Below are 26,949 nucleotides of genomic sequence, written 5' to 3'. Positions count from 1 at the left end.
TATCGTCAGCTTTCAACTTTATATAACCACTTTTACCACGCCATACTTTTTACTGTTTCACATGAAACATAAAATATGGAAGTTGGTTAGTTATATAATGATCGTAAGGCAAAAGAGCGAAATACGGTTTAACCAAATCAATTAATAAAAGTTTGCGCTATTTATGGAGATGACACTAGTAATTATCAAGCAGTCGAGTTGATAAATTATTGTTTGAACTGACTTAGCTTTTATAAAAAGAGAGTCAGAAAAGTAAAAGTAACCCAAACGCCCGTAGAAGCCACATATAAAATCCAGCTAAAAACATAGCCAAATAGAAATACAGCCAGACAGAAACACAGATAGAAAGCCAAACTTTTTTTATACCTACCTAAACAGAAGTCATGCTAGTATTTATCACCGTCATAATTACCCTGATTTTAATAATATAAGCGGTTAATAAACTCGTAACAAGGTATCAATATTTATGAAAAAGCTGATTGCATTTATTCTTTTGCTGGTTGTTATTGCTGTAATAGTATATGCCGGTTCACCTTATTACAGTGCTTATCAGCTTAAAAATGCTTACGAGGCCAAAGATGGTGCTGCCATAGCTGCCGCTATTGATTACGAGCAAGTTCGCCCTAGTGTACAAGATCAGCTGACCAATAAATTTGCCAATACTATGACCCAGTATCCGCTGGTCGCTGAGCTTGGTGGCGAACCTTTAGAACAGGCAGCCAATGAGTTTATTATGCAGGCCGTAGATAATGCCGTTACACCGCAAAACGTAGAGCGGCTTATCAACACGCAAGGTCAGGCCAATACGGCTACCAAAGAGCTGGCAGCAGCTTGGGCAATCGCGAGCAACCAAGTCGATCTGCGTGATCTAATCCGAGATATGATTATCCAGCGCGGTGATATCAATGCTGTGATCAAAAACCAGATGCAACAAATTATGGCAAAGCAAGCAGCTGAGCTGCAGCAGCAAGCAGCACAAGGGACTGATAGTAATAAACCTACCCTAAACTACTGTGGTATAAATTGCTTTATGATTAGCGGACAAGTTAAAGGCTATCCACTGACTATCCAGATGCAGCGTGATGGTTTTGTTAATTGGAAAATCGTTGATATGGTATTGCCTTGATCCTTGAATTAACTAAGCTTGGGTTGACGAAGCTTGAATTACAATACTAATGTAAAATTAAAAACGGCTGTATAAATGATTGATTATGCAGCCGTTTTATTGTATTTAATAGCGACTACTTTACGCCTAAAAACTCCAAAAACTCTGGGCTATCAAAACTGGCTTGGTACAGCACTCCGTCATCTCGATAAATCGCAGGCGTGGCAATAACAGCAAGTCCAGCTGCTTTTTCGCGATTGGGTGTTACAAAGTCCGTCGTACAACTGGCAGGCGCAGGCGTCATTTTACCTGCTAGCATGGTATTATCTAAGGCCTTGCGGCGACTATCTTTATCCGGTTGACACCAGATAGCGCGCATTTGCTGAGGCGACTGCTCATAAATGGGATAGCCGATCATTTTGACCGTTACCCCTTTTCTATTAAGCCTATTAATTTGCTGATGCAGCTTACGGCAATAAGGGCAATTGACATCAGTTGCCACATAAATAATGGCGCGCTCGGCACTAGTCGCTGGATAATTAATAAGCTGTGATTCATCTAATGCACTAAATACCGATTGGTTTTTGCGAGCCTCGAAATCTTCATCCAGTCCGGTAAATTGTCCATTTTCAATAACTGATATCTCACCATCGGTAATATACTGTGCATCATCAGACAACAAGAACGGAATGCCCTCAAGCGTTGCGCCCCAAATGACCCCAGGTACCGCCGTGTAAAAAAACGGTGTCTTTTGGCTCATGTTTTTAAGCGCACCCATATTAGCAAGCATGGCAGATTTTACCGTAGCACTCACTGGCACACCTGCTTGTTCACTATTACTCCGCTCTTGAGTTGCAGTCACTACACGTTTGCTGGGATTCTTTTGTAATTCTCCTTGAATTACATATCTACCATCAGCGGTGATATGTAGTGGCGGCTGGCCCACTAAATTGACTTGATACATATTAGGAAAGTTTGAGGGCACAATAGAGGTAATATCGGTCTTAATGCCTGCTTGCTTTAACACTTGACGTAGATGACTGTCTATGGCCTCGCTTACCATAGCTGAGCTTACAATAGTTGGTCTCGTTTTACTGGCAACTTTTTTGTCTTCTACGTTTTGACTAGTATTTTGCTTAGCAGTTTGGCTTATAGCCGTCGTCTTGTTTATAGTCGCAGTATTAGACGGTGTACACGCAGTAGCGAATAGTAAAACAGCACTAACGATACTGGTGGTTTTAACTATATTCGCCGCTTTAAATAAAGGGAGTTTCACAAGGATAATCCTTTTAAAATATTGACAATAAATTGTGTTCAATATTTATGAGTTTTCAATAGTTACAAGCAAAGCCGCTATTAAAACTTTGCCACTTCTTCCGCAGTTAAAAAGCGACTATCACCTTTATCAAGACCTTGTAGGTCGATATGACCGATGCTAGCGCGGTGCAGCTCGACAACTTTATTACCAAAGTAACCCATCATCCGCTTAACTTGATGGTATTTACCTTGCTCTAGAGTCAGGCGCGCATGAGTCTCATCGATGAATTCAAGTAGTGCAGGTTTGGTAGGCTCGTAATCACCTTCTAATAAAATCCCCTCCCCTACCTTTTTAATCGCTTTTGCTTGTGCGTCCTCATCCATAGGATCGGCTAACCTCAGCTCATAAACTTTGGCGTGCTCATGCTTAGGACTGGTGACACGGTGCAGCCAGCCGCCATCATCACTAAGCAGTAATGCTCCGGTAGTATCAACGTCCAAACGTCCCGCAATACGTAAGCTGTCAAGCTCTGGCACCGCGATAAGTTCAGTGACGATGGGGTATTCTTTAGCTTTTAAAGAGCATTCAAAACCTTCTGGTTTATAGAGTAAAATATAGCGATTACCCGTCGCCACCGATAATGGCTCGCCTGCCCATAGCACCTCATCATTGGTGACATCAACATGGACGCCCGGGTCTTTGATAACCTCATCGTTGACGGTCACTTCGCCAGCATGGAGGATTTTTTTGGATTCTTTACGCGACAGCTCAGTGGCTTTACTAATAAATTTATCTAAACGCATGCTATTTGCTACCATTAGTTTTGTTATAGTGGGGAGAATAAAAGTAATGAAAATTATGCCGAATAACGACTCTATTATTTATTCGACAAGTTTACCATATTCAATCTAAACTAAGGCTGTTCATCAAAAGACATCTCATTGAAGGATATAGCATAAAAACAATATGAGTTATCAAACCCTGCAAAAAGCCGTCACTGCCAGGCTAGAGATTAAAAAATCTGAGTTTATCACTTATGCTTATCCGGTCAATACGCGGGAGCAAGCGATGTTTCATGTGGAACAATTACGTGATAAATATCCTGATGCGCGTCATTGGTGCTGGGCTTATATCATTGGCGATCCTGACAATACCACTAGCGCCGGCTTCGATGGTGATGGTGAACCGAGTGGAACCGCAGGACGGCCGATATTAAATGTCCTCCAGCATAAGTCTATTGGTAATATCATCATCATTGTCGTGCGCTATTTTGGCGGCATTAAATTGGGCGCGGGTGGGCTGACGCGCGCTTATGCTGGCTCTGCACAAGCTGCTGTCGATAAAATGACTTTACAGCCTTACGTGCCGATGACGCAAGTACAAATACTCGCTGACTTTGCAACCGAAGCCCAATGCCGCTATGTGGTAGAAGGCTTAAACGGTCATATTGACGACGTCACTTATAGTAAGCAAGTGACGCTGACTGTAACCTTAGCTGAAGCTGATATTGAGGCTTTGAAAGAAGGTTTGGCGATGGATGGACGAGTGCTAGAGAACTAACACAGTTAACTACGTCAGTCATCCTTTGTTCACTCAGCCGTTCACCAAAAGCTATTGGTGCTATCCTCATTGCCTAGTATCATGGCTTATTCAAAATCGACTACCTATTTATAGCGTTTGAAAACTATATTTTTTGTTTCACGTGAAACTTTATGCTATCCCTTTACCTTCTTCTAATTCCCTTCAAATTATTATTGATAAGACTAAAATATGCTACTCTCAAATCCACCAAAATCATTTTCCCCTAACCCTTTTAAACCACCATTTTGGCTTAGTAATCCGCATCTACAAAGCATTCTACCTAAGTTTTTTGCCCCAAAAGCTCCAAAATATCGACGTGATATCTTACAAGATTCGTTAGATGAAACCGATATTGCTTATGACTTTTATGATGCGCATTTCATAGCAAATACAAATGATGATACGCTCGAACAGACACCTTTAATCGTCCTGTTTCACGGTATGGAAGGCAGTAGTGATAGCCATTACGCGCGAGCACTGGCCTACCAGATGCATGCGCAAGGCTGGCACTTTGTGGTTGCGCACTTTCGCAGCTGCGGCGGTATTCCAGCCAATGGTCGCGTTTTTTACAACGCAGGCGACACGGCTGAGGTGCATCATATGCTACAAAACTTAAGTCAGAAATTTGCTAATATTTATGCGGTTGGCGTGTCCCTTGGCGGCAATGCTTTGGCAAAATACATGGGCGAATATGGTGATAAAGCATTATGTAAAGCAGCTGTGGTTGTCTCTGCTCCTGTTGATATGTCATCAGCGGCTATTAGTATGCATAGCTTTTTGAGCCATCGTATTTATACGCCGTATCTGCTGAACCCCATTATCAAAAAAGCCTTGGCAAACGACATAAGCGAGGAGGAGATCCACTCTATTAGAGCAGTCAATCGTATCAGTGATTTTGATGATATCTTTACCGCGCCGCGCCACGGCTACCGCTCTAACAACGATTATTATCATTCTGCCTCGGCCCTACCTTATCTGAGAGATGTAAACCGTCCCCTACTACTGATCAGCGCCAAAGATGATCCATTTCTGGGCTTCACTGCCACGCCAAACGACGTCTCTGATAGCGTTACTATTTTGGAAACTGAACACGGCGGACACGTAGGTTATATTCGCTATCGTTCAGATAAAGGTAAGTCCAATAGGGAGCAGCTAAACGGTAAAGACACAAAAACCTCTAAATTCGATATCAACTGGATACCTGAGACTGCTAGTGCTTTTTTTCAGTCTATTGGTGTGACTACTGATAATAACTAAGTTAACCCTAGTCCTACTCTTCTAATTTTGAGAGCGCCTTATGTATCCGTTTATTCGTTATGCCAGCACTATCGTAAAAGCTGCTGTGCAAGCTAAAAAGGGTAATACCCTCACTTTAAAAGACAGCAGCGAGATTAGCTTTTATTGCCGTCTATCCGACATCGATAATTTCCTTGAGATGAATAATGGCCGCGTGCTGACCCTTTATGATATGGGGCGCACCGACTTTGCGGTTCGTACTGGACTTGGCGTGCAGCTGCTCAAACAGCGTTGGGGCCTGGTGGTCGCAGGCAGTACCATTCAATATCGTAAGCGTATTCGTGCTTTTGACAAGGTAACGATGAAAACCCATATCGCAGGCTTTGACGCGCGCTGGATCTATATCGAGCAATCGATGTGGGTTAAAGGTAAACCCTGCTCCTCTGCCCTACTACGCACTGGCGTGACTGAGGGCGGCAAAGTCATTGAAACTGCGCGCGTATTAGAAGCTTTGGGTCAAGTGGATTGGGAGTTGCCGCCAATAGGCTATGTGGCAGAATGGATTGAGAGCGATGATGACCGTCCTTGGCCGCCGCGGGGTTAAAATTTTAAGATTCAAAATAGTCTAAGGCAACTTTCTAATTCCTTTAACCTTAAAACTACTGTTTGATAACAATACATTATACAAATAAGTATATTAAATGTTAGAGTATTAACCATATACCGTTTATCTAAAATAAAGCTCACAAGGAGAATAATATGGTTAATAATACGGATTACGTTGGAACTCTATTTGATAATAGTGAATCAAATCCAAGTAAAATTACCTTAGCCTTTACGATGGCGGGTGTTGCGCTTAAAAAAGGTCACTCTGCATCAGTGATACTGATGGTAGACGCAGTACACCTAGCATTGCCTAATGCTTTGGATAACGTCGATATCGGTGCACCGTTTGACCCTGCTAAGGATTTGTTAGAGGCCTTTGTCAAGAAAGGTGGTAACATCCTAGTCTGAGGCGCGTGTATGGAGCACAATAGCGTAGAAGAGTCGGCTATTGATAAACGCTTTACCAAAATTAGTGGTGATGATGTGGTTGAGCTGTTGATGAATGCGAAGGGTTCTTTGCAGTTGAATTAAAATATAGATAATTTTTAGAAAATAGGCTAGTTTTCTTAACTATCTTTTGATGGTTTTAGGAACTGGTCTATTTTTTTGTCGCTATCACTTAACTACAGTTCTATAGTCAACTATTTTAACTACAAAACCGTAGTCAAAAAAAAGAAACACCAGACTACCTGATGTTTCTTTTTTAGCTTAAAGGCAGTATTTTCTGAATGACTTAAATTTTTAGGTAGGGGTGCCGTCCTGCGCACCGATTGCTTATTTCGATAGTGCTTAATGAGGTTTAAAGCTAAGTTTTTGGTGCGCGGGGCGCACCCTACTCACTCTTCGTAAAAATTATCATAATAGAATTCATTATTTAAATGACATCTGGCGTTTCCGGTAAGATAGCGCCTCCATCAATCACTAACCCTTGTCCTGTAATGTATTTTGCTTCTTTTGATGCAAAAAAGACCACCGCAGCACCAATATCTTCGGGCTCTCCAAGTCTCTTCATTGGAATAGATTTCGCTCCTGTTTCAGCGAGTACGCCCAATTCTCTTTTTAAGCTTTCTGTCGCAATCATCCCGGGTTGCACAGAGTTCACTGTGACCCCATATTTGGCGTATTCAACGGCTACGTTTCTCATAAAACCTAAATTAGCTGCTTTGGTTGCCCCGTATAATCCGCCACCCGGATAGCCCGTAATATCGCCTGTAATGGATGAGGTTAAAATAACTCTACCGTACTCTTGTTCTTTCATTGCTTTTAATACGGGCTTTGCGACAAAGAACATGCCTTTTAAGTTAATACTCTGAATGCGATCCCAGTCTTCTTCTGTCATATCTTCGATGGTTACTTCAGGGTAAATACCTGTATTTGCAGCTAAGATATCAATGCGCTTATGCTTATTTAATATATCAGTGACTACTTCATCTGCTCTTTTGACATCTGCTACATCTAATTCATAAAACTCACCATTAAATTCTTCGGCTACTTCTTTTCCTGCTTCCACGTCAATATCAGCAATGATTACTTTCGCGCCTGCATCTGATAAACTTTTTACGATACCTCTCCCAATGCCGTTGGAGCCACCAGTGACTAAAGCTATATTTCCTGTTAAATCAAACATATCATCGTCTCCATGTTATATTCTTTCATTCAAATATAACATGTATCTTAAATAAGCTCAAAGAGGGCGGTTGAGCTCCTAAACCTTCTATAACTAAACTATTTTAATTAAAATCTTTTTAAAACTTACTTTTATATTCAGCAACTAAATAAACACTATCTAACACGCTCTTTACCTTCCTCTGTTAAAGTAAGTCATATAAAACCTAGAATAAGACAAAAGGACGCCCATCATGACCTTACTTGAAACCCTTAATATCACCTACCCTATTATCCAAGCGCCGATGGCTGGCGCGACCACGCCTGAGCTGGCAGCTACAGTTAGCAACTTTGGCGGATTGGGGTCGTTGGGGTCTGGCACGACGTCGCCAGAGGTTTTAAATGACCATATTAATACTATGAAAGGACTCACCGACTGCCCTTTTATGATCAATCTGATGGTGTTGTCGGAGCACGACTCTAGTACGTTGGACAGCTCCATTCCTGCTTGGTTAAATGAGTATTATGAAAAAAATAATATAAAAATGGCGTTACCTGCACGTCCAGCACTAAGGTTCGCAGATCAGCTACAAGTGCTCTATGACAATCCTGTTCCTGTCGCCAGTTTTACCTTTGGTATTATTAGCGCCGAACAAGTGCAGCGCCTGCAAAGTCTAGGCACACGCGTCATCGGTACCGCCAATCATCCATTGGAAGCAAAAGCATGGGCGGATATTGGCGCTGATGCGGTATGTATTCAGGGATCAGAAGCTGGTGGTCATCGCGGGGGTTGGTTGCCCCAAAGCACAAACGATCCCATGGGGTTATTGACGCTGATTAGTCAAACGCGTGCTTGTACCAATATTCCGTTAATCGCGGCTGGCGGTATTATGACTGGACAAGCTATCAAGGCGATTCAAACAGCTGGCGCTGAGCTGGCGCAAATCGGGACGGCATTCTTGACTACAGATAAATGCAGCATTAATGACACTTATAAACAGGCGCTACTCGATGCCAGTCAAGATAAGCGCAGTAGCGAAACACGTTTAACAAGACTGTTTTCAGGTAAGCAGGCACGCGGCTTATTAAATGATTATCTGCGTGATTTTGCTCAATTTGAGAGCGCTCATGAGCTACCACCTTACCCACAATTAAATGCCATGACTAAAGACTTGCGTGCGCATGCGAAAAAGAAACTTGATGCAGAACATCAGTCTTTATGGGCAGGACAAGGAGTCGCTTTGGTCAGACAAGAGCGCACGACTCAATTGCTAGAGCGACTGGTAAAGGAATTATGATTTAATTAGCGTAGTCCCGGTTTTTAACCGTGAGAAGCGTTAAAAAATTATAATGCAATTTTAGCTTTACAAGGAAAATGCTGGGTTAAAAATCCAGCCTACCATCTATACTTAAATAACTATTTAACTACTTCTTCAACCCTTCACGAAAATGTTTGTAATCCTTAGCCGTCCGCTCCACCGCTTCAATCATCGGCACATGACCGATATCATCCATCATAATCACTTGCGATTGCGGAATGATCTCTTTTATTACATTAACAGTTTCAGGCTTGATAACCTGATCTTTATCGCCCCAAACCACTAACGTTGGAATATTGTACTCGGCAATAACTTCGGCACGCTTTTCTAAATTATCCATAACGATTTGCTCAAGGATTTTGGCATCCAGCGCTTTATTAGCGATACGCTCTTGGGCAAAAACCGCTTTGACTGACTTTGGAATATAAGGCGGCTGATACATGACAAAGTCGTATAGGTTGTAAAAATCTTCTTTATCGTTTACTAGCAGCGGATTGTCATCAAGGGTCGCCCCTTCTAGTGCTTCATGAATACCGGCTGACCAAAAGCCCGCCGTATCGACCAGCCATAAGCTTTTAACTTCGTCAGGATACTTGGCAGCATAAGCGACACTGATCGCGCCGCCCATCGAATTACCACCGACATGAATGTGATTTGCCAGACCTTTAGCTTGCAAAAGCTCATACAAGCGCATGGCCTGTGCGTCCGCACGGTAGTCAGCGTCCATAGGTTTACTCGACTCACCAAACCCAAGCAAATCAGGAATGATCAGATGATAGTTTTGTAGTTCATCAGCGATACGGGTGAAGTTATCTTTATTACCACCAAAACCATGAATCAATAATAACGGCTCACCTGCCAAACTATTATTTTCGGCATAAACCAGTTTATCGCCGGAAGACAGGGTATAGGATTTGATCGCAAGATCTGACTTATTGCGCTCATATTGGATAAGCTTTTGGGTAGTCGCCACCGCAACTGTATTAGGCGTGGTAGTACAGCCTACGATAGAAAGACTAAATAGCGCGGCAAGTCCAAAACGTTTTAATAGCATTAAAACGCCCTTGTTGTAGATGGTAGATAAAAAAGAGAGAATAGCTTAAAAACGTAATCCTAGCACAAGCTCGTCTTGAGTTTAGACTGCAATCACTACTATATGCACAACTGCTAGGAAAAATACCGCTGTAGAACTTTATTACAGCACTTAGCAAAAGCATTATAACTATTTAAAACAGCAAATTTCATTCTTCTTCAGGTCGTTTTGACCATAGCTACTGATCTGATTACCGTTCTTATCAAGAGGGCGGTAGCATTCTCATTTATAATAAGCTTTTTTATTTAATCAACCAAAACCCATTTGTATGGTACAAAAGGAAAAACATTGAGCGATACCAGTACTACCAAGGATAAAGGGCGCGATCTTACCGAAGGGTCAATTGCCAAAACCATGCTCTTGTTTGCTTTGCCAACTCTTGGCTCATCAATACTACAGTCGTTAAACGGCTCGATTAATGCCGTTTGGGTCGGTCGGTTTTTGGGTGAAGAAGCGCTTGCTGCGACGGCAAACGGTAACATCTTGATGTTTATCATGATCTCCTTTGTTTTCGGATTCGGTATGGCGGCTACTATTTTGATTGGTCAGGCCATGGGCAGCCGCAATAACACTATGGTCAAAAGAACAATGGGAACGGCTCTAGGCAGTATTATTCCGATAAGTGTATTATTGTCGGCAATAGGATGGATATTTGCGCCGACGCTACTGGATTTGCTGGGTACCCCGCCAAGTGCTTTGAGCCTTGCGCTGACCTACCTGCGCATGATTTTCATTGCCATGCCCGTCACCCTAACGTTTACGCTGCTAATGATGGCGCTGCGCGGGACAGGCGATTCTACAACGCCGCTTTGGTTTATCGCTGTATCGGTCGGTATCGATCTGATTTTGACGCCGCTGCTTATTTTGGGTGTAGGACCTTTTCCCGAATGGGGTATATTCGGCTCAGCCTTTGCTACCGCCGCTGCAAACACTATAGCGCTGATTGGCATGATCGCGACCTTGTACTGGCGCGGCTCGGTACTGACCCTTAGTATGCCGGAGCTGCGCTTTTTGCGTGCTGACCTAAACATACTGAAATCGATGTTTTCAAAGGGTCTGCCGATGGGTCTACAGATGATCGTCATCTCTACGGCAGCGCTGACTATGCTCTCCTTAATAAACCGTGAGGGCGTACAGACGACTGCTGCTTATAGCGCAACTCAGCAGCTTTGGACCTACGTGCAGATGCCAGCTATGGCGCTAAGTGCCGCCGCCAGCGCAATGGTTGCCCAAAATATCGGTGCCAATCAATGGAGCCGCGTTGCCGGAATCACCCGCTGGGGGCTTATTTTTAACCTGATATTGACAGGGGTACTGATCGGGTTGTTGACCATCTTTGATAAAACCATACTAAGCCTTTTTCTGGGTAGTGACAGTCCAGCAGTACCGATCGGGCGGCATATTCAGGTCATGGCGACCTGGGGCTTTATCTTTTTTGGTATAGCGCAAGTGCTGTTCGGTACTATGCGGGCTAATGGTTATGTCATTTGGCCGCTAGTTGTTATGGCGATCTCGATGTATCCGGTGCGTCTTGGCTTTGCATTTGGGCTTTATCCTGTGCTTGGCTCTGATGCGCTTTGGCTGTCGTTTCCAGCAGGCATGGTAGCCACTGCTGTTATGGGGGCGGGGTTATATTTGCACGGCGGCTGGCGCAAAGGCAAAAACATGGTTCCAGAGGAAGCCGCGCAGGGGTGCGAGGGCTACCGTATACAGGTAGGCACCTCATCGTCATGTCGTGATATCGCACCGACGACTTCTTGGAAGCCTGTGCGTGAAAGCGCATAAACAAAGACAGCATACGCAAACATGTTAGAGTTGTTAAGAATGAGGTGCTTATTCAACTCAGCAAATTTAATGGAGTTAATCGTACTTTTTGGGTTTGCTATTACTACTAGTAAAACCTTTAGTATTTATTATTTAATAAAAATTTTACCGCTGCCTCAGCATGAATAGCGGTAGTATCAAAGACCGGAATCGGACTGTCTTCTTGCCTAATAAGCAATCCGATCTCGGTACAGCCTAAGATAACCCCTTCGCATCCTTGTTTGGCTAATTGCTCAATCACCTCTTTATAATACTGCCGTGAGCTATCAAACAACTTTCCTTGGCATAGCTCATCATAAATAATGCGATGCACCTCTGCACGCGCGCCATCTTCTGGTATTAATACTTGCAGTCCTGCATCAATAAGGCGCTGCTTATAAAAATCCTCAGTCATCGTAAACTGGGTGCCCAATAAGCCAATCTTGGTCAAACCTTGCGCTTTGACCGCTTCAGCTGTGGCATCAGCGATATGAATAAGCGGTAAGCCCGTTGTCGCTATTACGTCTCCTGCGACTTTATGCATAGTATTGGTCGCGATAAGCAAACCTTGCGCGCCTGCTGCTTGCAGACGCTTACCACTACTGGCAAGTGTCTTACCCATTTCGTCCCATGCGCCTTTAGCTTGTAGCGCCTCAATCGGAGCAAAGTCTAAACTATGGATCAATAAATCTGCTGAATGCAAGTGACCTAACTGCTCTTTTACGCCTTCGTTTATCAAGCGATAATAGCTCTCGGTACTCTCCCAGCTCATGCCACCAATGATGCCTAAGGTCTGTTGTTCAAATTCCTGTTGAATCCTACTTGATTGAAAAACTTGCGGCCGTGTTGTCATTTTAAACTCTTTTTATTATTAAGAGATACTGAACGTAATGATTGATTATAAGCATTTTACTAATCTATCAATATGTCCTATATTGAGTGTCAATAAAAACGCTAAATATAATAAAAATCACACTACCTAAGTAGGCGTTTATCGTATAATTAATTTATGCAGGATTAGATAACCTTATGGAAAACGTCTCTATTTTGAAAATACGTATTAATAAAAAGTACTATCGACTGGTCTTTACTTTTTTAATGGCGCTGATCATGTCGCTCATTATCTCAGCTGCGCTTATACTGATTAAATCCGGCTATAGTGCCAATTTCTTGTCAGAGCTGATGCACTCTTGGGGACTAGCCTTTGCCTTTGCATGGCCTAGCGCTTACATCTGCGCTTACTTTGTACAAGAGCATGTGCTTAGTCGTATTGACTTTTATTAGACTACAAGGCGTCATCAACTTTATTCTTTAAACAAGCTACCCTATGATCCAAAGTGCCTTCTAACACGGGTTCGATCCGAGCGCATTCTTCGTCAGCTAGCGGACAGCGGGTACGAAACACGCAACCGGATGGCGGATTGATGGGACTGGGCAAATCACCTTCCAACAGCTGAATGGTTTTGTTGCGTTCAGCGATAGGATCAGGCAGCGGTACCGCAGACATTAGCGCTTGGGTATAAGGATGGGTCGGATTGCTGTATACGGCCTTGTCTACTCCCAGCTCTACCGCGTGACCTAAATACATCACTAGCACCCGATCGGCAATGTGTTTGACTACCGATAAATCATGGGCGATAAAGATAAGCGCGAGGCCCATCTCTTGTTGAATGTCTTGTAGTAAATTAATGACCTGCGCCTGAATAGAGACGTCAAGAGCAGAGACGGGTTCATCGCAGATGATGATTTTGGGTCTTAATATCAATGCGCGAGCGATACCGATACGCTGACACTGACCCCCTGAGAACTCATGTGGATAGCGGTTAATTTGGTTGGATAGCAGTCCAACCTTTTTCATAATAGTGCGTACTTCATCTTGCACTTCCGTTTTTTTCATCTTGGGATAATACGTGCGTAGCGGTTCTGCGATGATATCGCCTACGGTCATGCGCGGATTTAAAGAGGCCAACGGATCTTGGAAGATCATTTGAATGTCTTTGCGTTTGAGTTTCATGGTCTTTTTAGAAGCGCCGACCATCTCCGCATCATTAAACTTGATGCTACCAGAATTGGCGCGCACCAGACCGATAATGGTTCGAGCCAGCGTAGATTTGCCGCAGCCAGATTCGCCAACCACGCCTAAAGTTTCACCAGCAAACAGCTCAAATGATACGCCATCGACCGCTTTTAGGGTGTCCGGCTTTTGCCAAAAATAGCTGCCTTTACGTTTAATATTAAAGCTCGTATGTACATCTTGCACTTGTAGTAGTGGCGCTTGCTTGGAAGCTAAATTGGAAGTTTGATTAGGAGCTTGGCTACTAGTATTAACTGATTCTACATTTGCTGTGTTCATGCCCTAGCTCTCCATTTTTGATAAATTTGCTGGCGCGTCTACTTGCATCTCAGGCTGCCAATGGCAAGCACGCTGACGCTCGTTGGGTAAAAACTCAAGCGGCGGCGGCACATCGCGGCAGATCTCCATAGCATGCGGACAGCGCTCATGAAACGGGCATCCGGTAGGCAGATTGAGCAGATTGGGCGGACTACCTGGAATAGTAGCCAGCTTACCGCCTTCATCATCCAAACGTGGAATCGCTTTGAGCAAACCGATAGTATAAGGATGGGTGGGCGTATAAAAAATCTCTTCAGTCTCCCCGTATGCCATAGTGCGACCTGCGTACATGACTAGCACCCGATCACAGATACCAGCAACCACCCCTAAATCATGGGTAATCATCACGATCGTAGTACCAAAGTCGCGCTTGAGCTCGTTGAGTAGCACCATAATCTGCGCTTGTACGGTGACATCAAGCGCAGTCGTTGGCTCATCAGCGATCAACAGCTTGGGACGACAGAGTAGCGCCATCGCGATCATTACCCGCTGGCGCATACCGCCTGAGAACTCATGCGGATACATACCGATACGCTTTTTGGCTTCGGGAATCTTTACCGCATCGAGCATTTTTACCGATTCATTCCAAGCTTCTTTTTTACTCATGCCTTTATGGAGGATGAGCACCTCGGCGAGCTGATCGCCTATTTTCATATAAGGATTGAGTGAGGTCATCGGATCTTGAAAGATCATGGCAATCTGTTCAGCGCGAATTTTGTTCAATGCTTTTTGCGATAATCCTAGCAGCTCTTTACCTTCAAAGCGTACCGAACCTTCGGTGCGGCCATTTTTGGCCAGTAGTCCCATGATAGCAAAGGCGGTTTGCGACTTGCCAGAGCCGGACTCGCCAACGATACCCAGAGTCTCACCATCATGTAGGTTAAAATTCAAACCGTTAACCGCAGTGACCAGACCATCTTCGGTAGTGAACTTTACCGATAAATCTTTGACCGCTAATAGACTGTTCTCTTGCCTAGACTGGTGATCAAGCGGCGAATCAGCGTTATTCTCATGGACAGTAGAATCTATTTTCTCTGGCGGACTGTTTTTGAGCGCCTCAGCATCTACTGCGTTTCTAGCTTTATTTTTAGCTTCTTTCTCAGCTTTGTTAGCAATGTCTTGTGCCATGATGTTCTCCTAGCGTTTTGGCCTAGCGGTCTTTAGGGTCAAACGCATCACGCAGACCATCGCCAATAAAGTTAAAACAAAATAAAGTAATGACCAAAAAGGCGGAGGGTATCAAAATCTGCCAAGGCGCGACCTGCATGGTTTGCGAGCCTTCTTGTAATAATGCGCCCCAACTGGTCATCGGCTCTTGCACGCCTAGTCCTAAAAAGCTTAAAAACGACTCAAATAAAATCATTGTCGGCACCAACAAGGAAGCGTAAACCACCACCACGCCAAGTACATTTGGCACGATATGACGCATGATGATATTAAATCCTGACACTCCGCCGACATGCGCCGCTTCGATAAACTCTTTACTCTTCAGGCTCAGCGTTTGCCCGCGGACAATACGAGCGACATCTAACCAAGAAACTAGACCAATAGCAACAAAGATCAAAATTAGATTACGACCAAATATGGTCACCAGTAAAATCACAAAGAACATAAACGGAAAAGCGCTTAGGATCTCCAAAAAGCGCATCATAATCATATCGACTCTGCCGCCAAGATAGCCTGACGTTGCACCGTACACTGTACCTACTAGTACCGCCACGGTCGCGCCAGCTATGCCCACTAGTAGTGATATGCGTCCGCCCACTGCTGTGCGCACCAGTAAATCGCGACCAAGGGAATCAGTACCAAAATAGTGCTTATTTTCAATGGAGGGCGCGGCTTGCATAAAGCTCCAATCGGTTTCAGCATAGCCAAAAGGCGCTAGCATCGGCACAAATATCACAAAAGCACCCACTAGCAATAGGATAAAAAAGCTGGTTACCGCTGCCTTGTTTTGATAAAAACGTCGCCACGCATCTTGCCAGAGGCTACGACCTTTGATCTCTTTGGCGGGCAAATCTAGCATCTCGGTTGGTTGGTCTACGATGAGGCTCATAGTCGTCCTTTTAATCATCTACAATGCAAAATATACTTTAATTAATCATGCGTTTTAGCAATATTAATACTGAATTTTGGGGTCAATAACCGCATATAAAATATCGACAATAGCGTTAAAAGCAATGGTCAATACGCCGACCAAAATCGTCAGACTTAGCACCACGCCATAATCACGGTTCAGCGCGCCATTGACGAATAGCTGCCCAATACCAGGCAAACCAAAGATGGTTTCAATAACAATAGAGCCGGTGATAATACCGACGAAAGCAGGGCCCAAATAAGAAATAACCGGTAATAATGCAGGTCTTAACGCATGTTTCATAACGATTTGACGCATAGGCAGACCTTTGGATCTAGCCGTACGAATATACTGACTGTTCATCACCTCAATCATCGAACCGCGCATGATCCGGGCAATACTGGCTACATAAGCTAGTGCCAAAGCGGTGACAGGCAAGATCAGGTTTTGCAGGGCACCATCATTCCAGCCGCCTGCTGGCAGCCACTGCAAAAAGATGGCGAAAATAAGAACCAATAGCGGCGCTTTGACAAAGCTTGGAATCACGACTCCGGTCATGGCAAAAGCCATGAGCACATAATCAAGCCATGAGTTTTGTTTAAGCGCGGCAATGATACCAAAGATTAGACCCAGTACTAATGCCAATACAAAAGCGTAAAAACCAAGCTCTATTGAGACCGGTAGTGACTGCGACAACAGCTCATTAACCGTATAGTCTTTATATTTAAATGACGGGCCAAAATCGCCAATTGCCAACTGTTTTAGGTAGTTGATATATTGTAGCCACATCGGATCGTTGAGGTTATATTTGGCTTCGATGTTCGCCATTACTGCTGGTGATAAGCTACGCTCGCCGCTAAAAGGGCTACCGGGAGCTAAACGCATCATAAAAAAAGACACGGTAATCAATACAAACATAGTCGGAATGGCTTCTAAGATGCGCCGGAAGATGAGCTTTAGCATAATGCCTCTTTATAAAAACATCTATGATAACGATACTGGTTTATAAAATATCTGTTTTAAAATCCATGCTGGTAAGTTTTTAACTCAAAACACAGTTTAAAAGAAATAGGCGCTATGAATGAGAATAATCCTTTTCATAGTGCCTATTTATAAGACTATTTACCAGCTAGTGCTTAGCAATAGAGATGTCTTTGCCCTGCCAGTTGTCCAAAGGATCGTTTTCTGAGAATCCTATAACGTAAGGCTTGACCAGACGCGGACTGACATAGTGATAGATATTTATTAAGGGCATGTCATTATCAAGCTGAACCTCGGCTTGTTGGTATAAGTCGCTACGCTGCGCATCGGTCACGCCCGGTTTTATCGTTTGCGCTATGAGATTATCAAAGTTAGCGCTTGAATATTTGCCATGGTTATTGCTGTTGCCAGATTTAACAATACTTAAGAAGCTTGATGGTTCATTGTAATCACCGCACCAGCCGGCGCGAGCCAATTGATAGTTGCCATTGCGGCGCGTATCAAGGTAGGTTTTCCACTCTTTATTGGTCAAAGTCACATCGACAAAACCAAGCGCTTGCTCCCATAATGAAGTGGCAGCAATGGCGACCTTTTTATGATTATCATTGGTGTTATATAGCAGCTCAAAGCTTAGTGGATTATTCTCATCGTAGCCCGCTTCGTTTAGCAGTTTTTTGGCCTCGGCGATGCGCTCCTCCTGACTCCAAGTTGACCACTCCGGCGTGTTTTCGACGTCACCATTAGTAGCCGGCGGCGTTAACTGATAAGCAGCAGTTTGTCCTTGGCTCATCACTTTGTCCACGATGGTATCGCGATCTAATGCCAAAGCTAAAGCCCGGCGCACTTTAGGATCATCAAAAGGCGGCTTAACGGTATTAAACTCATAATAATAAGTACAAAGTAGAGGTGAGACTCTTAGCTCCTCGCCATGATCTGCTTGCAGGGAGCCAAACTGCTCGGTTGGAATCTCGTTTGCGGTGACGTCAACCTCGCCAGCCTGATAACGCGCTACATCGGTAACGCTAGAGGGGATCGGTAGGATGGTAATCGTCTCAAGCGTGGTGTTGGCATTATCGTAATACTCAGGGTTGCGCGATAGTACCAGTTCGTCGTTGATCTGCCATTTACTGACTTTATAAGGGCCATTGACCACAATATTGGCAGGATCGGTCCACTTGTCACCAAACTCCTCAACCGTCCCTTGGTGCACCGGTTTGACTGAGGTATGAATCATCATATCTGGAAAATAAGGAACCGCATCTGTTAGAGTCACTTGCAACGTCTTATCATCAATAGCCTCTACGCCAAGGGTCTCTATACCAGCTGCACCCTCAACGATTTGATCAGCGCCAGCTACTTTGGCATCGACCAAATAGCTTGAATAGGGGGATGCGGTATTGGGATCAACTAAGCGGCGCATACTATAGACAAAATCCTGCGCCGTAACCGGATCGCCATTTGACCAATTGGCATCGCGCAGTTTAAACGTCCAAACTTTATTGTCCTCGCTTTCCCACTCTGTTGCCATTCCCGGAATGGTCTTGCCATCAGCATCGGTACTGGTCAACCCTTCAAACATCTGGCGATCAATATTAGATTCAGGTACGCCCGATACTTTATGCGGATCAAGCGATTCAGGTTCAGCACCATTATTGATGACCAGCTCTTGAGTGTCGGCAAGTACGTTAGGATCAATATCAGCAGCGGCGCTGGCATTACTGTTGCTAGTGGTGTTATCACTACAGCCCGTCATAAATATAGCAAGAGCAAGGGTAGTAGGTAGAAATAAAGCGGTACGAAAGGCGGCAGAGTGACGTGTCATATCATATCCTGACTAGTAATGTTGGCAGATTAACTAAATCTTAGTAAATCCATTTAAGTTAAATATCCATATGTCGATGCTGTGAGCGTAGTACGCGGAAAACATCGGATAAAAAATAGTAATTGAGTACCCAATAAAAACTTATAGTAATACTATACTGTAAATTCACATAAGCTCATCCTACCACTATATTAATTTTTGTAAAATTAGATGTACTAATGAATTTCTGATTTAATAAGTGTACTCCTACCTCAGAAAATTAGTTAAGATAATCTATAAACACTTGTTAGATAAAAATATTATGAGCCAAGCGCGGCATACTATCGAGCAGCTTATCGATCAAAGCATAGTTCCTATAAAACATGCAGATGCAGCATTTACTCAACTAGAAGTCTATCCTAACAGGCACACTTGGCTAGACTTTTTTGACAAAGCTTCGCTGCTTGTTGGTACCACGGCGCTAGTATCATCGCTAATTTTTTTTATCGCTTATAACTGGCTATATATAGGCAAGATGAGTAAGTTTGCCTTAGTCGAGAGCGCGCTGGTTATTACCATCGCGCTCTATGTAGCATTGTCTTTTCGGCGACGCTTTACCTTGATTCGCCAATTATTATTGCTAATTGCTAGTATGATTACTGGCAGTTTACTGGCGTTATTTGGGCAGGTCTATCAAACTGGCGCAGATACGTGGCAGCTGTTTTTTGGCTGGGCATTATTAATCATACCCTGGGTCGTTATCGCTCGCTTCCCAGCGCTATGGCTATTGTGGCTCGGACTAATTAATGCCTTTTTAATACTGTACTTAACTCTCGCAGACCTGTCATTTGTCAGCGCTTATCAAGACGTTCTTCGAGTCGCAATCCTGGCGACAATCAATTTTATAGCGTTTATTTTATGGCTAATTAGTACTGAGAAAAAACAATTTTCGATTGGCACGATAGACAAACCAAGCAATTCTAGTTGGCACTGGAGCACTTATATCGTCGGTTTGCTTAGTACTTATTTTGCTACTCATCTTGCCATCGTCACAGTGTTTGACGATAGTAATGCTCTAGCTATGCTCCTCTCCTTATTACTCTGGATAGGCTGGTGCGTATTTATATACTGGCGTTTTTATCGACGGCAAGTCGATGTGTTGATGCTGACCTATCTTTGCTTCTCTGTTATCACTGTGATTATGTTTTGGATGAGTCAGCGGTTACTAGCCTATGCTTGGGAGGCGAGCGGCTTGTTACTATTAGCGTTGTCGCTCATTGTCATGAGCTCAGCGGCTGTGGTTTGGCTACGAAAAGCGGCAAACCTTGAGCGCGTGGATGACCAAAATCATACGATGGAACAAGGCGCTCCCGCTGCGCGCATCAATAATACCCAGCAGCAGACGCTCATAGCCCTCCAACAGACCGGCTTGATAGATACCGATGCAAATTTTGATAGAGTTACACCCAGCATTGATACGCCTTGGTATTTGCAGCTGTTTTTTGGGTTTAGTGGTATGCTGGCCAGTTTGCTTTTTGTGGGCTTTTTGACCTTGATATTAGAACAAACGGGCACTCTTGATAGCTCGGTAGCCCTATTTATCACTAGTGCCATATTAAGCGCTGCTGGCTGGTTTATGTTTAGCAAAAAGCATATACACCAAAGCTCTTTTTGGAACACGCTAGCATTTACTATAAGTGCGGCGGGACAATTGTATGCAGCGTTCGCTCTGTTTAGTAGCGAGATGAATACTCCTTTGGACACTTGGCTGTGGTTACTTTTCCAAGTACTGATGACTGTTATCATGCCAAACATAGTATATCGCTTAGTAAGTACTATTATAGCCTTGGGCTGCGCTGTTTATTTGTTTAGTTATTATCAAATTCCTGAGATTATTTTGGGGTTTTTGGTCCTAATAATGACGCTAGCAAATGTGCAGCGCTATGGGATAATCCAGCGCTTGCCTGCTAGTTGGCGCTCATCGGCTCTAGATCTTGGTCAAGCGCTCACTTATGCCAGTGCAGGTTTGCTCGCTATCTTCTCAGTGTATGTGGTCAAAGCTGAATCTAGTCGCGACTTTGTCAGCTATGTGTTTATTTATAATTACCTGTTTTCGCAAGCACTACTGGTACTGACTAGCCTTTACGCTACCTATCTGATTTTACAGCGCTATAACGTCCCCTTATTCTCAAAGACCAGCTTCATTGTCATTTGTGCCGTCGTTATATTAGGCGTCATATTTTTATATGCAGCTGGGTTTTTGGCAATTAGCCTTATCATTATTATCGCCACTGCCAATAGTCAGCGCGTGCTCTTAGGTTTTGGTGTTTTTGCCTTCGTCAGCTATGTGTTTTGGTATTACTACCAGCTTGATACGTCATTATTAATAAAATCGGCCTCTATGCTTATTATTGGCACAAGCTTACTTTTAATACGTTGGTTACTCATTAAACGCTATTTTGCTGATAGTTTAAGCAACAACCCTGCCGCTACTAGTCATCAGGAGCGGCTACTATGAGCACTATAAAGGATAAATTATTAACAAAAGCTCCTTTGTCTACAGCTGTCCCTTGGTGGCAAAAACGGGCGTTTACTATCAGTGTTGCACTATTGGGTTTGGCATTAATTATAGTTACCATGACTATTAATGTCGCAACATATGAATCCCATCTTGCTACTGGCGAGACAATACTTTTAGAGCTGGCGCCCGTTGATCCGCGCGGTTTTATGCAAGGCGATTATATGGCACTACGCTATGCGCTAGAAGATGAGGTATTTGCCGCTTTAAACCAAGATCGTGGTCGCCGCCCTAACAATGCAGAGGGCTATATCATAGTGGCGCGAGATAAAAACAATGTTGGACAATTCGTGCGTTTAGCTGACCCTAAGCTCGATAGTTTGGCTACTATTAATTTAGCAGCTAACGAGATGGTGATCTATTATCGCATTCGCAATAATACGATGATGCTTGCAACCAATGCTTTCTTCTTCCAAGAAGGTCTTGCCGAGGCTTTTGAAGCGGCAGAATATGGACGGTTTCGGGTTAATGATAAAGGGGAGCCATTATTAACGAATATGGTGGATGGTGAGTTTAATATTATTAAAGGCGTAAGTATTGACGATGCAAAAAGATTAGACAACTTAGAGAATAGGGGTCGCCTAGGTAGTGGTATGTGAGAGCAGCTGTTTGGTAAAAGTAAAGATTAGTGACTGTATAATTCTATACCGCCCCCAACTAAAGCAACTCATAACATGACTTAACCAAAGTTGCCTTGTTAGTAATAAGAACAACTTGCTAAGGTAATCCTGAATTGTTTTATAAATAAAAAAATAAAGGAGATTCTTATGCAAGCCTATCTACTCCACGAAGCTGGTGGCGTTGATAATCTTATCTTGAGCGAGATTGATACCCCTACGCCCAAAGCCGATGAGGTCCTCATCGAGACCAAAGCCATCAGTATCAACCCTGTCGATGTCAAAATACGCGAGATGCCCAAACTACTTGACCAAGTCTACGGTACTGATAGACCGCTGATTTTAGGCTGGGATATCGCCGGCGTAGTCACCGCAGTAGGTCAAGAGGTCACTGATTTTAAAGAAGGCGACAAAGTATTTGGACTGATCAACTTTCCCGGTCACGGCAATGCTTACGCCGAATATCTGACGGCGCCAGCAGAGCAGCTTGCCAAGATTCCCGATAATATCTCTTTTGAAGAAGCGGGCGCGACGACGCTTGCCGCTTTGACCGCTTTGCAAGTACTGGAGCCTAGAATAAAGCCTGGCGATAAAGTGCTGATACATGCAGGCTCCGGCGGCGTTGGCCATTTTGCCGTGCAGATTGCCAAAGACATTGGTGCGTATGTTATCTCCACCTCCTCAGCTGACAATAGAGATTTTGTGTTATCACTAGGCGCGGATGAGCATATCGATTATAAAACCCAAGACTTTGAGGAGATCGTCTCCGATCTTGACTTTGTCTTGGATGCTATCGGCGGTGAGGTACTGGAGAAATCCTTGCGAGTGACTAAAGATGGCAAATCTATCATCTCTTTGCCTACCCCTGAATTCTCAGACAAAGCTAAAGAGTACGCCCAGCAGCATAATATCGATGTCTCGTTTTTCAATGTAACCTCGAATGGCGATGATATGCATACTTTAAAGAAAATGCTCGAGGAAGGCACGCTAAAAACGCATGTATCCAAGACTTTCCCCTTTACAGAATTAGCGGACGCACATCGTCAAGTGGAATCCAATCGCACGGTGGGTAAAACTATCGTTAAAGTATAAGTGTACCTATAAAGATAACCAAACTGCTACTGCCAGCCATTAAGAGAAATTGATAAGGTTGTTTTGGTTAGCTATTTTTCTAAAAAACAACTTTTCTAAAAACAACATAATAAAGGAAAAAATTATGCGCAGCGCCCTTTATCATCACTTTGGTGAACCCTCCAATGTATTAAGCCTAGGCGATAGTCCTATTCCAGAGCCTAGTATCAATGAGGTGCGAATCAAGACCATTTTAGCGCCCATTCACAATCACGATTTGTCAACCGTACGCGGCACCTACGGTTACAAGCCTAGCTTGCCTGCGATCGGCGGCTCTGAGGCGGTCGGTATTATCGATGCCGTAGGTAAAAAGGTTAAAAAGTTAAAAGTTGGCGATCGCGTCTCGGTCGCCAATGTGCACAATACGTGGGCGGATTATTTTATCGCGCCCAAGCATTTGGTCTTCCCTATTCCTGATAGCTTAGATGACGAGGTGGCGGCCCAGCTTATTGCTATGCCGCTAAGCTCTCTGATGCTCCTGGAGTTTTTGGATCTTAGGTACGGTGAATGGGTCATGCACAACGCTGCCAATGGCGCGGTGGGTAAAAACCTGGCCATCCTCGCCGCCGAGCGCGGTATCAATACCATTAGTATCGTACGCCGTAAGGACGCCAAGGCTGAGATGGAAAGGCTAGGAATCAAAAATACCGTATCGACTGACGATGACGACTGGCAAGATCAAATTAAAGATATCGTTGGCAATCAGCCCATTAAAGGCGCGATCGACTCTATCGGCGGCGAGGCTAGTGGCGAGCTGTTATCCCTGTTAGGCACGGGCGGCACTATAGTCGCGTTTAGTGCGCTATCAGGAAAGCCTATGGCGCTCAACTCAGGCCAGCTGATCTTTAAAGAAGCCGCTGCCAAAGGTTTTTGGGGCACAAAGACCAGCACTAGTATGGACGTCGATCGCAAACAGCGCTTGATCAATGAGCTTACCTCACGCGCTACGAGTGGTAAACTACAACTGCCAGTTGAGGGCATTTATGACTTGTCAGAGGTGACCAAAGCGGTCTCCAAAGAAGTGCAATCCGGTAAAAACGGCAAGGTTCTATTAAAGCTTTGATGGACTATTAAATTTTTCAAACTAAACCAATTTAAATTATTAAAAAATAACTAATAAAGGAATACCTTATGCGTAGCGCCACTTATGATCATTTTGGCAAACCTACTGAAGTATTGAGCCTTGGTGATAACCCTGTTCCAGAACCCAAAGCTAACGAAGTGCGAGTCAAAACCACCCTCGCCTCCATTCATAACCATGATTTGCTTACTATTCGTGGTCAATATGGCTTTAAACCCAAAATGCCTGCGATAGCCGGCTCTGAGGCGGTTGGCATTATTGACGCTATAGGCGATGAGGTCAAAGATTTAGAAGTCGGACAACGCGTCGCCGCTGCTAGCGTGCAGGCGACGTGGGCAGAATATTTCGTCGCCCCAAAAGATATGGTATTTGCTATTCCTGAGAGCTTAGACGACGAGATGGCCGCGCAGCTCATTGCTATGCCGCTAAGCGCGCTGATGATGATTGAGTTTTTAGAATTACAACCGGGTCAGTGGGTCATTCATAATGCCGCTAATGGCGCCGTCGGTAAATCCCTTGCCATGCTAGCAGCAGCGCGCGGTATTAAAACCATTAACGTCGTACGTAGTCAGGACGCTCTAAAAGAGCTTGCAGACTTAGGCATCAAAAACAATGTCAGTACCTCGGATGACGACTGGAAAGAGCAAGTTCGTCATATCGTTGGCGATGAAAAGATCAGTGCCGCCGTGGATTCGGTTGGCGGTGAGAACAGCGGCGAGCTGTTATCCTTGCTAGGCCACTATGGTACTTTGGCCTCTTTTGGTTTGATGTCGGGTAAACCTATGGTCATCAACCCTACCGATATGATTTTCAAACAGGCGCTGATGAAAGGCTTTTGGGGCAGCAAGCTTAGCCAAGAGATGAGCGTCGAGCACAAAAAGCGTCTGATTAATGAGCTGATTGATAGAGCCGTTAATGGTCAATTAAAACTTCCTGTCGAAGGGGTTTTTGACTTAGCGGATATTACCCAAGCGGTCTCTGGAAAGTTGCAAGCTGGTAAGAATGGCAAGGTATTACTAAAGCCTTAGTTTACTGTCAATATAGGTTATTATTAATTAGGCTATTATCAACATAGGTGATTTATTATGGCTAAAAACGCCCTACAAGCACAGCTGCTAAAAGCTGGATTGGTTGACGATAAAAAAGCCAAGAAGATAAACAAGCAAGCCAAGCACGCTAAGCGGGTTGGCGATGATACAGAAGCGCTAGCGGCCAAAGAAGCGGTAGCAAAAGCGCAAGCGGCTAGAGTAGAAAAAGACCAACAGCTTAATCAAGAAAAACAGCGGCAGCTAGAAGAAAAAACCCTAAAAGCCAATATCATTCAAATGATTAAGCAGCATCAGATTACCGATACCAAAGGCGACGTTACTTATCAGTTTGTCGATGATAGCAAGATTAAAAAAATCTACATCACCCAAAAGCTTTATGATCAAATCGTCGCCGGTCACGTGGTTATTGCACGTCTAGAAGACGGTTATGCCCTACTACCTTATCCTTTGGCAGATCGCATCAATGAAAAGCAAGAAGGCTTTATCGTTGAATCCAACGACAAATCAGAGTCGGAGCTGGCAGAGGACGACCCTTACGCCGCTTATGTGATCCCTGATGACTTGATGTGGTAGTTTGGTTTTAGTTTAGCTCCTTTTATCCACCTAAAAAATAAACAAAGGAAACTCCTATGCGTACTGCAAATTATAATAAATTCGGCAAGCCATCAGAAGTCCTCAGCGTGAGCGACACCCCTACCCCAGAACCCAAAGATAATGAAGTGCGGATAAAAACAATTCTATCTTCTATTCACAACCATGACCTAGTAACTATCAAAGGCGAATATGGCAACAAGCCTGATTTGCCCGCTACTGGCGGCTCTGAAGCTGTAGGCACGATCGACGCTTTAGGTAGTGACGTTAAAGGCTTTGAAAAAGGTCAACGCGTCGTGGTCTCAGGCGTACAAGGCACATGGGCTGAGTATTTTATCGCCCCTGCGCAAAGCCTGATTCCAATACCGGACGCTATCGACGATGAAATTGCCGCTCAGTTAATTGCTATGCCGATGAGTGCTTTACTGCTTATTGAGTTTTTAAACATTAAGCCGGGTCAATGGATCATCCAAAACGCAGCTAACGGTGCGGTCGGGGAATCGATGGCGATGCTTGCCGCTGAGCGTAATATTAATACTATTAACTTGGTGCGCAGTAAAGAGTCGGAGCAGGAGCTTATCGATCTTGGTATCACTGGAAACAACGTCATCACTGATAATGATGACTGGAAAGACCAAGTCAAAAAAATCGTTGGTGACAGCAAGATCAGCGGCGCAGTTGATGCTGTTGGCGGACGCTCGGGTGGCGATTTAGTATCACTACTAGGCAAACACGGGGTAATGGCAGCGCTTGGCAGTATGTCTGGTAAGCCGCTCACGCTCAATCCTAGCGATCTGATCTTTAATCTATCTCAGGTAAAAGGCTTTTGGGCAGGCGACATGATGCAAGATATGAGTAAGGATAAGATGCAGCGTTTGACCCAAGAATTAATTGAGAGCGCAGCTAATGGCAAGTTAAATCTTCCTACTGGTGGCGTTTACGACTTAGACGATATTCAAAAAGCGGTCTCTGATGACGTGCAGTCAGACAAAAAAGGCAAGATATTAATTAAGCCTTAAGAGGTTTGCATAAAAATAAATTTAAT

25 protein-coding genes are annotated in these 26,949 nt (G+C 44.0%); 15 read left to right on the top strand and 10 right to left on the bottom strand.

The genetic code is table 11. The features are described from left to right. Positions 1–466 precede the first annotated feature (466 nt). On the top strand, positions 467–1,126 hold the full coding sequence (locus ACR63N_RS00275) for a DUF2939 domain-containing protein (RefSeq protein WP_367104852.1): 660 nt from the start codon (positions 467–469) through the stop codon (positions 1,124–1,126). Positions 1,127–1,241: 115 nt separating this feature from the next. On the opposite strand, the gene ACR63N_RS00270 is transcribed toward ACR63N_RS00275, so the two are convergent. Together ACR63N_RS00270 and ACR63N_RS00265 are read right to left on the bottom strand one after the other, a co-directional pair. Further along, positions 1,242–2,381 carry a thioredoxin fold domain-containing protein gene (locus ACR63N_RS00270; protein ID WP_367106682.1) on the bottom strand — a complete coding sequence of 380 codons (1,140 nt, stop codon included), beginning with the start codon at positions 2,379–2,381 and terminating at the stop codon, positions 1,242–1,244. 80 nt (positions 2,382–2,461) lie between these two features. Next, on the bottom strand, positions 2,462–3,166 hold the full coding sequence (locus ACR63N_RS00265) for a pseudouridine synthase (RefSeq protein WP_367106681.1): 705 nt from the start codon (positions 3,164–3,166) through the stop codon (positions 2,462–2,464). Positions 3,167–3,329: 163 nt separating this feature from the next. On the opposite strand from ACR63N_RS00265, the gene ACR63N_RS00260 reads away from it, so the two are divergent. From ACR63N_RS00260 to ACR63N_RS00245, 4 genes are all read left to right on the top strand, one after another. After that, the gene (locus tag ACR63N_RS00260) at positions 3,330–3,923 is read left to right on the top strand and encodes a YigZ family protein (RefSeq protein WP_472782300.1); all 594 of its coding nucleotides are present in this window, start codon (positions 3,330–3,332) and stop codon (positions 3,921–3,923) included. 210 nt (positions 3,924–4,133) lie between these two features. Continuing rightward, complete coding sequence (locus ACR63N_RS00255) at positions 4,134–5,201, top strand: YheT family hydrolase (protein ID WP_367106679.1); 1,068 nt, start codon at positions 4,134–4,136, stop codon at positions 5,199–5,201. A 40-nt stretch (positions 5,202–5,241) separates the two neighbouring features. Then, positions 5,242–5,784: an acyl-CoA thioesterase gene (locus ACR63N_RS00250; RefSeq protein ID WP_367106678.1), complete on the top strand. Its 543-nt coding sequence runs from the start codon at positions 5,242–5,244 to the stop codon at positions 5,782–5,784. A gap of 155 nt (positions 5,785–5,939) precedes the next feature. Beyond that, positions 5,940–6,194, top strand: a complete 255-nt coding sequence (locus ACR63N_RS00245; protein WP_367106677.1) for a DsrE family protein — start codon at positions 5,940–5,942, stop codon at positions 6,192–6,194. A gap of 466 nt (positions 6,195–6,660) precedes the next feature. On the opposite strand, the gene ACR63N_RS00240 is transcribed toward ACR63N_RS00245, so the two are convergent. After that, complete coding sequence (locus ACR63N_RS00240; protein ID WP_367106676.1) at positions 6,661–7,413, bottom strand: SDR family oxidoreductase; 753 nt, start codon at positions 7,411–7,413, stop codon at positions 6,661–6,663. 232 nt (positions 7,414–7,645) lie between these two features. Here ACR63N_RS00240 and ACR63N_RS00235 point away from each other — a divergent pair, with 232 nt between their 5' ends. Then, positions 7,646–8,689, top strand: a complete 1,044-nt coding sequence (locus ACR63N_RS00235) for an NAD(P)H-dependent flavin oxidoreductase (RefSeq protein WP_367106675.1) — start codon at positions 7,646–7,648, stop codon at positions 8,687–8,689. Positions 8,690–8,816: 127 nt separating this feature from the next. Here the strand turns inward: ACR63N_RS00235 and ACR63N_RS00230 are convergent, their stop codons facing one another. Then, the gene (locus tag ACR63N_RS00230) at positions 8,817–9,764 is read right to left on the bottom strand and encodes an alpha/beta fold hydrolase (protein ID WP_367106674.1); all 948 of its coding nucleotides are present in this window, start codon (positions 9,762–9,764) and stop codon (positions 8,817–8,819) included. A gap of 327 nt (positions 9,765–10,091) precedes the next feature. Here ACR63N_RS00230 and ACR63N_RS00225 point away from each other — a divergent pair, with 327 nt between their 5' ends. Next, positions 10,092–11,588, top strand: a complete 1,497-nt coding sequence (locus ACR63N_RS00225; RefSeq protein ID WP_367104841.1) for an MATE family efflux transporter — start codon at positions 10,092–10,094, stop codon at positions 11,586–11,588. Positions 11,589–11,706: 118 nt separating this feature from the next. On the opposite strand, the gene ACR63N_RS00220 is transcribed toward ACR63N_RS00225, so the two are convergent. Next, on the bottom strand, positions 11,707–12,459 hold the full coding sequence (locus ACR63N_RS00220; RefSeq protein WP_367106673.1) for an aspartate/glutamate racemase family protein: 753 nt from the start codon (positions 12,457–12,459) through the stop codon (positions 11,707–11,709). A 176-nt stretch (positions 12,460–12,635) separates the two neighbouring features. Here ACR63N_RS00220 and ACR63N_RS00215 point away from each other — a divergent pair, with 176 nt between their 5' ends. Beyond that, positions 12,636–12,890 (top strand): DUF2798 domain-containing protein, encoded by a 255-nt coding sequence (locus ACR63N_RS00215; RefSeq protein WP_367106672.1) that lies wholly within the window; start codon positions 12,636–12,638, stop codon positions 12,888–12,890. A gap of 1 nt (position 12,891) precedes the next feature. Here the strand turns inward: ACR63N_RS00215 and oppF are convergent, their stop codons facing one another. The 5 genes from oppF to ACR63N_RS00190 form a co-directional block, all read right to left on the bottom strand. Continuing rightward, complete coding sequence (oppF, locus tag ACR63N_RS00210; RefSeq protein ID WP_367106671.1) at positions 12,892–13,959, bottom strand: murein tripeptide/oligopeptide ABC transporter ATP binding protein OppF; 1,068 nt, start codon at positions 13,957–13,959, stop codon at positions 12,892–12,894. A gap of 3 nt (positions 13,960–13,962) precedes the next feature. Further along, positions 13,963–15,126 carry an oligopeptide ABC transporter ATP-binding protein OppD gene (gene oppD, locus ACR63N_RS00205; RefSeq protein ID WP_367104837.1) on the bottom strand — a complete coding sequence of 388 codons (1,164 nt, stop codon included), beginning with the start codon at positions 15,124–15,126 and terminating at the stop codon, positions 13,963–13,965. A gap of 22 nt (positions 15,127–15,148) precedes the next feature. Then, positions 15,149–16,054: an oligopeptide ABC transporter permease OppC gene (gene oppC / locus ACR63N_RS00200; RefSeq protein WP_367104836.1), complete on the bottom strand. Its 906-nt coding sequence runs from the start codon at positions 16,052–16,054 to the stop codon at positions 15,149–15,151. Positions 16,055–16,117: 63 nt separating this feature from the next. Then, entirely contained in the window at positions 16,118–17,038 is a 921-nt protein-coding gene (gene oppB, locus ACR63N_RS00195; RefSeq protein ID WP_367104835.1) for an oligopeptide ABC transporter permease OppB, read from the bottom strand. A 166-nt stretch (positions 17,039–17,204) separates the two neighbouring features. Next, positions 17,205–18,878 (bottom strand): ABC transporter substrate-binding protein, encoded by a 1,674-nt coding sequence (locus ACR63N_RS00190; protein ID WP_367106670.1) that lies wholly within the window; start codon positions 18,876–18,878, stop codon positions 17,205–17,207. Positions 18,879–19,179: 301 nt separating this feature from the next. Here ACR63N_RS00190 and ACR63N_RS00185 point away from each other — a divergent pair, with 301 nt between their 5' ends. The 7 genes from ACR63N_RS00185 to ACR63N_RS00155 all read left to right on the top strand — a co-directional run bounded on the left by ACR63N_RS00185 (position 19,180) and on the right by ACR63N_RS00155 (position 26,923). Further along, on the top strand, positions 19,180–21,375 hold the full coding sequence (locus ACR63N_RS00185; RefSeq protein ID WP_472782299.1) for a DUF4401 domain-containing protein: 2,196 nt from the start codon (positions 19,180–19,182) through the stop codon (positions 21,373–21,375). Continuing rightward, on the top strand, positions 21,372–22,034 hold the full coding sequence (locus ACR63N_RS00180; protein ID WP_367104832.1) for a GDYXXLXY domain-containing protein: 663 nt from the start codon (positions 21,372–21,374) through the stop codon (positions 22,032–22,034). Before ACR63N_RS00185 ends, ACR63N_RS00180 begins: the two co-directional genes overlap by 4 nt. 168 nt (positions 22,035–22,202) lie before the next feature. After that, positions 22,203–23,144, top strand: a complete 942-nt coding sequence (locus ACR63N_RS00175; RefSeq protein WP_367110672.1) for an NADP-dependent oxidoreductase — start codon at positions 22,203–22,205, stop codon at positions 23,142–23,144. 124 nt (positions 23,145–23,268) lie between these two features. Then, the gene (locus ACR63N_RS00170; protein WP_367111151.1) at positions 23,269–24,246 is read left to right on the top strand and encodes a zinc-binding dehydrogenase; all 978 of its coding nucleotides are present in this window, start codon (positions 23,269–23,271) and stop codon (positions 24,244–24,246) included. 68 nt (positions 24,247–24,314) lie between these two features. Next, a complete protein-coding gene (locus tag ACR63N_RS00165; protein ID WP_472782298.1) occupies positions 24,315–25,292 on the top strand; it encodes a zinc-binding dehydrogenase in 978 nt (325 codons plus the stop codon). A 57-nt stretch (positions 25,293–25,349) separates the two neighbouring features. Beyond that, positions 25,350–25,886 (top strand): DUF2058 domain-containing protein, encoded by a 537-nt coding sequence (locus tag ACR63N_RS00160; protein WP_472782297.1) that lies wholly within the window; start codon positions 25,350–25,352, stop codon positions 25,884–25,886. A 56-nt stretch (positions 25,887–25,942) separates the two neighbouring features. Further along, positions 25,943–26,923 (top strand): zinc-binding dehydrogenase, encoded by a 981-nt coding sequence (locus tag ACR63N_RS00155; RefSeq protein WP_472782296.1) that lies wholly within the window; start codon positions 25,943–25,945, stop codon positions 26,921–26,923. Positions 26,924–26,949: the final 26 nt, after the last annotated feature.

The sequence above is a fragment of the Psychrobacter sp. M4 genome, assembly GCF_055699795.1.
This window is presented reverse-complemented; position numbering and strand designations above follow the sequence as displayed.

Coding starts and splice junctions, on each gene's coding strand:
- ACR63N_RS00275 (WP_367104852.1), top strand. CDS start 467: ATGAAAAAGCTGATTGCATTTATTCTTTTGCTGGTTGTTATTGCTGTA.
- ACR63N_RS00265 (WP_367106681.1), bottom strand. CDS start 3,166: ATGCGTTTAGATAAATTTATTAGTAAAGCCACTGAGCTGTCGCGTAAA.
- ACR63N_RS00260 (WP_472782300.1), top strand. CDS start 3,330: ATGAGTTATCAAACCCTGCAAAAAGCCGTCACTGCCAGGCTAGAGATT.
- ACR63N_RS00255 (WP_367106679.1), top strand. CDS start 4,134: ATGCTACTCTCAAATCCACCAAAATCATTTTCCCCTAACCCTTTTAAA.
- ACR63N_RS00250 (WP_367106678.1), top strand. CDS start 5,242: ATGTATCCGTTTATTCGTTATGCCAGCACTATCGTAAAAGCTGCTGTG.
- ACR63N_RS00245 (WP_367106677.1), top strand. CDS start 5,940: ATGGTTAATAATACGGATTACGTTGGAACTCTATTTGATAATAGTGAA.
- ACR63N_RS00240 (WP_367106676.1), bottom strand. CDS start 7,413: ATGTTTGATTTAACAGGAAATATAGCTTTAGTCACTGGTGGCTCCAAC.
- ACR63N_RS00235 (WP_367106675.1), top strand. CDS start 7,646: ATGACCTTACTTGAAACCCTTAATATCACCTACCCTATTATCCAAGCG.
- ACR63N_RS00230 (WP_367106674.1), bottom strand. CDS start 9,764: ATGCTATTAAAACGTTTTGGACTTGCCGCGCTATTTAGTCTTTCTATC.
- ACR63N_RS00220 (WP_367106673.1), bottom strand. CDS start 12,459: ATGACAACACGGCCGCAAGTTTTTCAATCAAGTAGGATTCAACAGGAA.
- ACR63N_RS00215 (WP_367106672.1), top strand. CDS start 12,636: ATGGAAAACGTCTCTATTTTGAAAATACGTATTAATAAAAAGTACTAT.
- oppF (WP_367106671.1), bottom strand. CDS start 13,959: ATGAACACAGCAAATGTAGAATCAGTTAATACTAGTAGCCAAGCTCCT.
- oppD (WP_367104837.1), bottom strand. CDS start 15,126: ATGGCACAAGACATTGCTAACAAAGCTGAGAAAGAAGCTAAAAATAAA.
- oppC (WP_367104836.1), bottom strand. CDS start 16,054: ATGAGCCTCATCGTAGACCAACCAACCGAGATGCTAGATTTGCCCGCC.
- oppB (WP_367104835.1), bottom strand. CDS start 17,038: ATGCTAAAGCTCATCTTCCGGCGCATCTTAGAAGCCATTCCGACTATG.
- ACR63N_RS00190 (WP_367106670.1), bottom strand. CDS start 18,878: ATGACACGTCACTCTGCCGCCTTTCGTACCGCTTTATTTCTACCTACT.
- ACR63N_RS00185 (WP_472782299.1), top strand. CDS start 19,180: ATGAGCCAAGCGCGGCATACTATCGAGCAGCTTATCGATCAAAGCATA.
- ACR63N_RS00180 (WP_367104832.1), top strand. CDS start 21,372: ATGAGCACTATAAAGGATAAATTATTAACAAAAGCTCCTTTGTCTACA.
- ACR63N_RS00175 (WP_367110672.1), top strand. CDS start 22,203: ATGCAAGCCTATCTACTCCACGAAGCTGGTGGCGTTGATAATCTTATC.
- ACR63N_RS00170 (WP_367111151.1), top strand. CDS start 23,269: ATGCGCAGCGCCCTTTATCATCACTTTGGTGAACCCTCCAATGTATTA.
- ACR63N_RS00165 (WP_472782298.1), top strand. CDS start 24,315: ATGCGTAGCGCCACTTATGATCATTTTGGCAAACCTACTGAAGTATTG.
- ACR63N_RS00160 (WP_472782297.1), top strand. CDS start 25,350: ATGGCTAAAAACGCCCTACAAGCACAGCTGCTAAAAGCTGGATTGGTT.
- ACR63N_RS00155 (WP_472782296.1), top strand. CDS start 25,943: ATGCGTACTGCAAATTATAATAAATTCGGCAAGCCATCAGAAGTCCTC.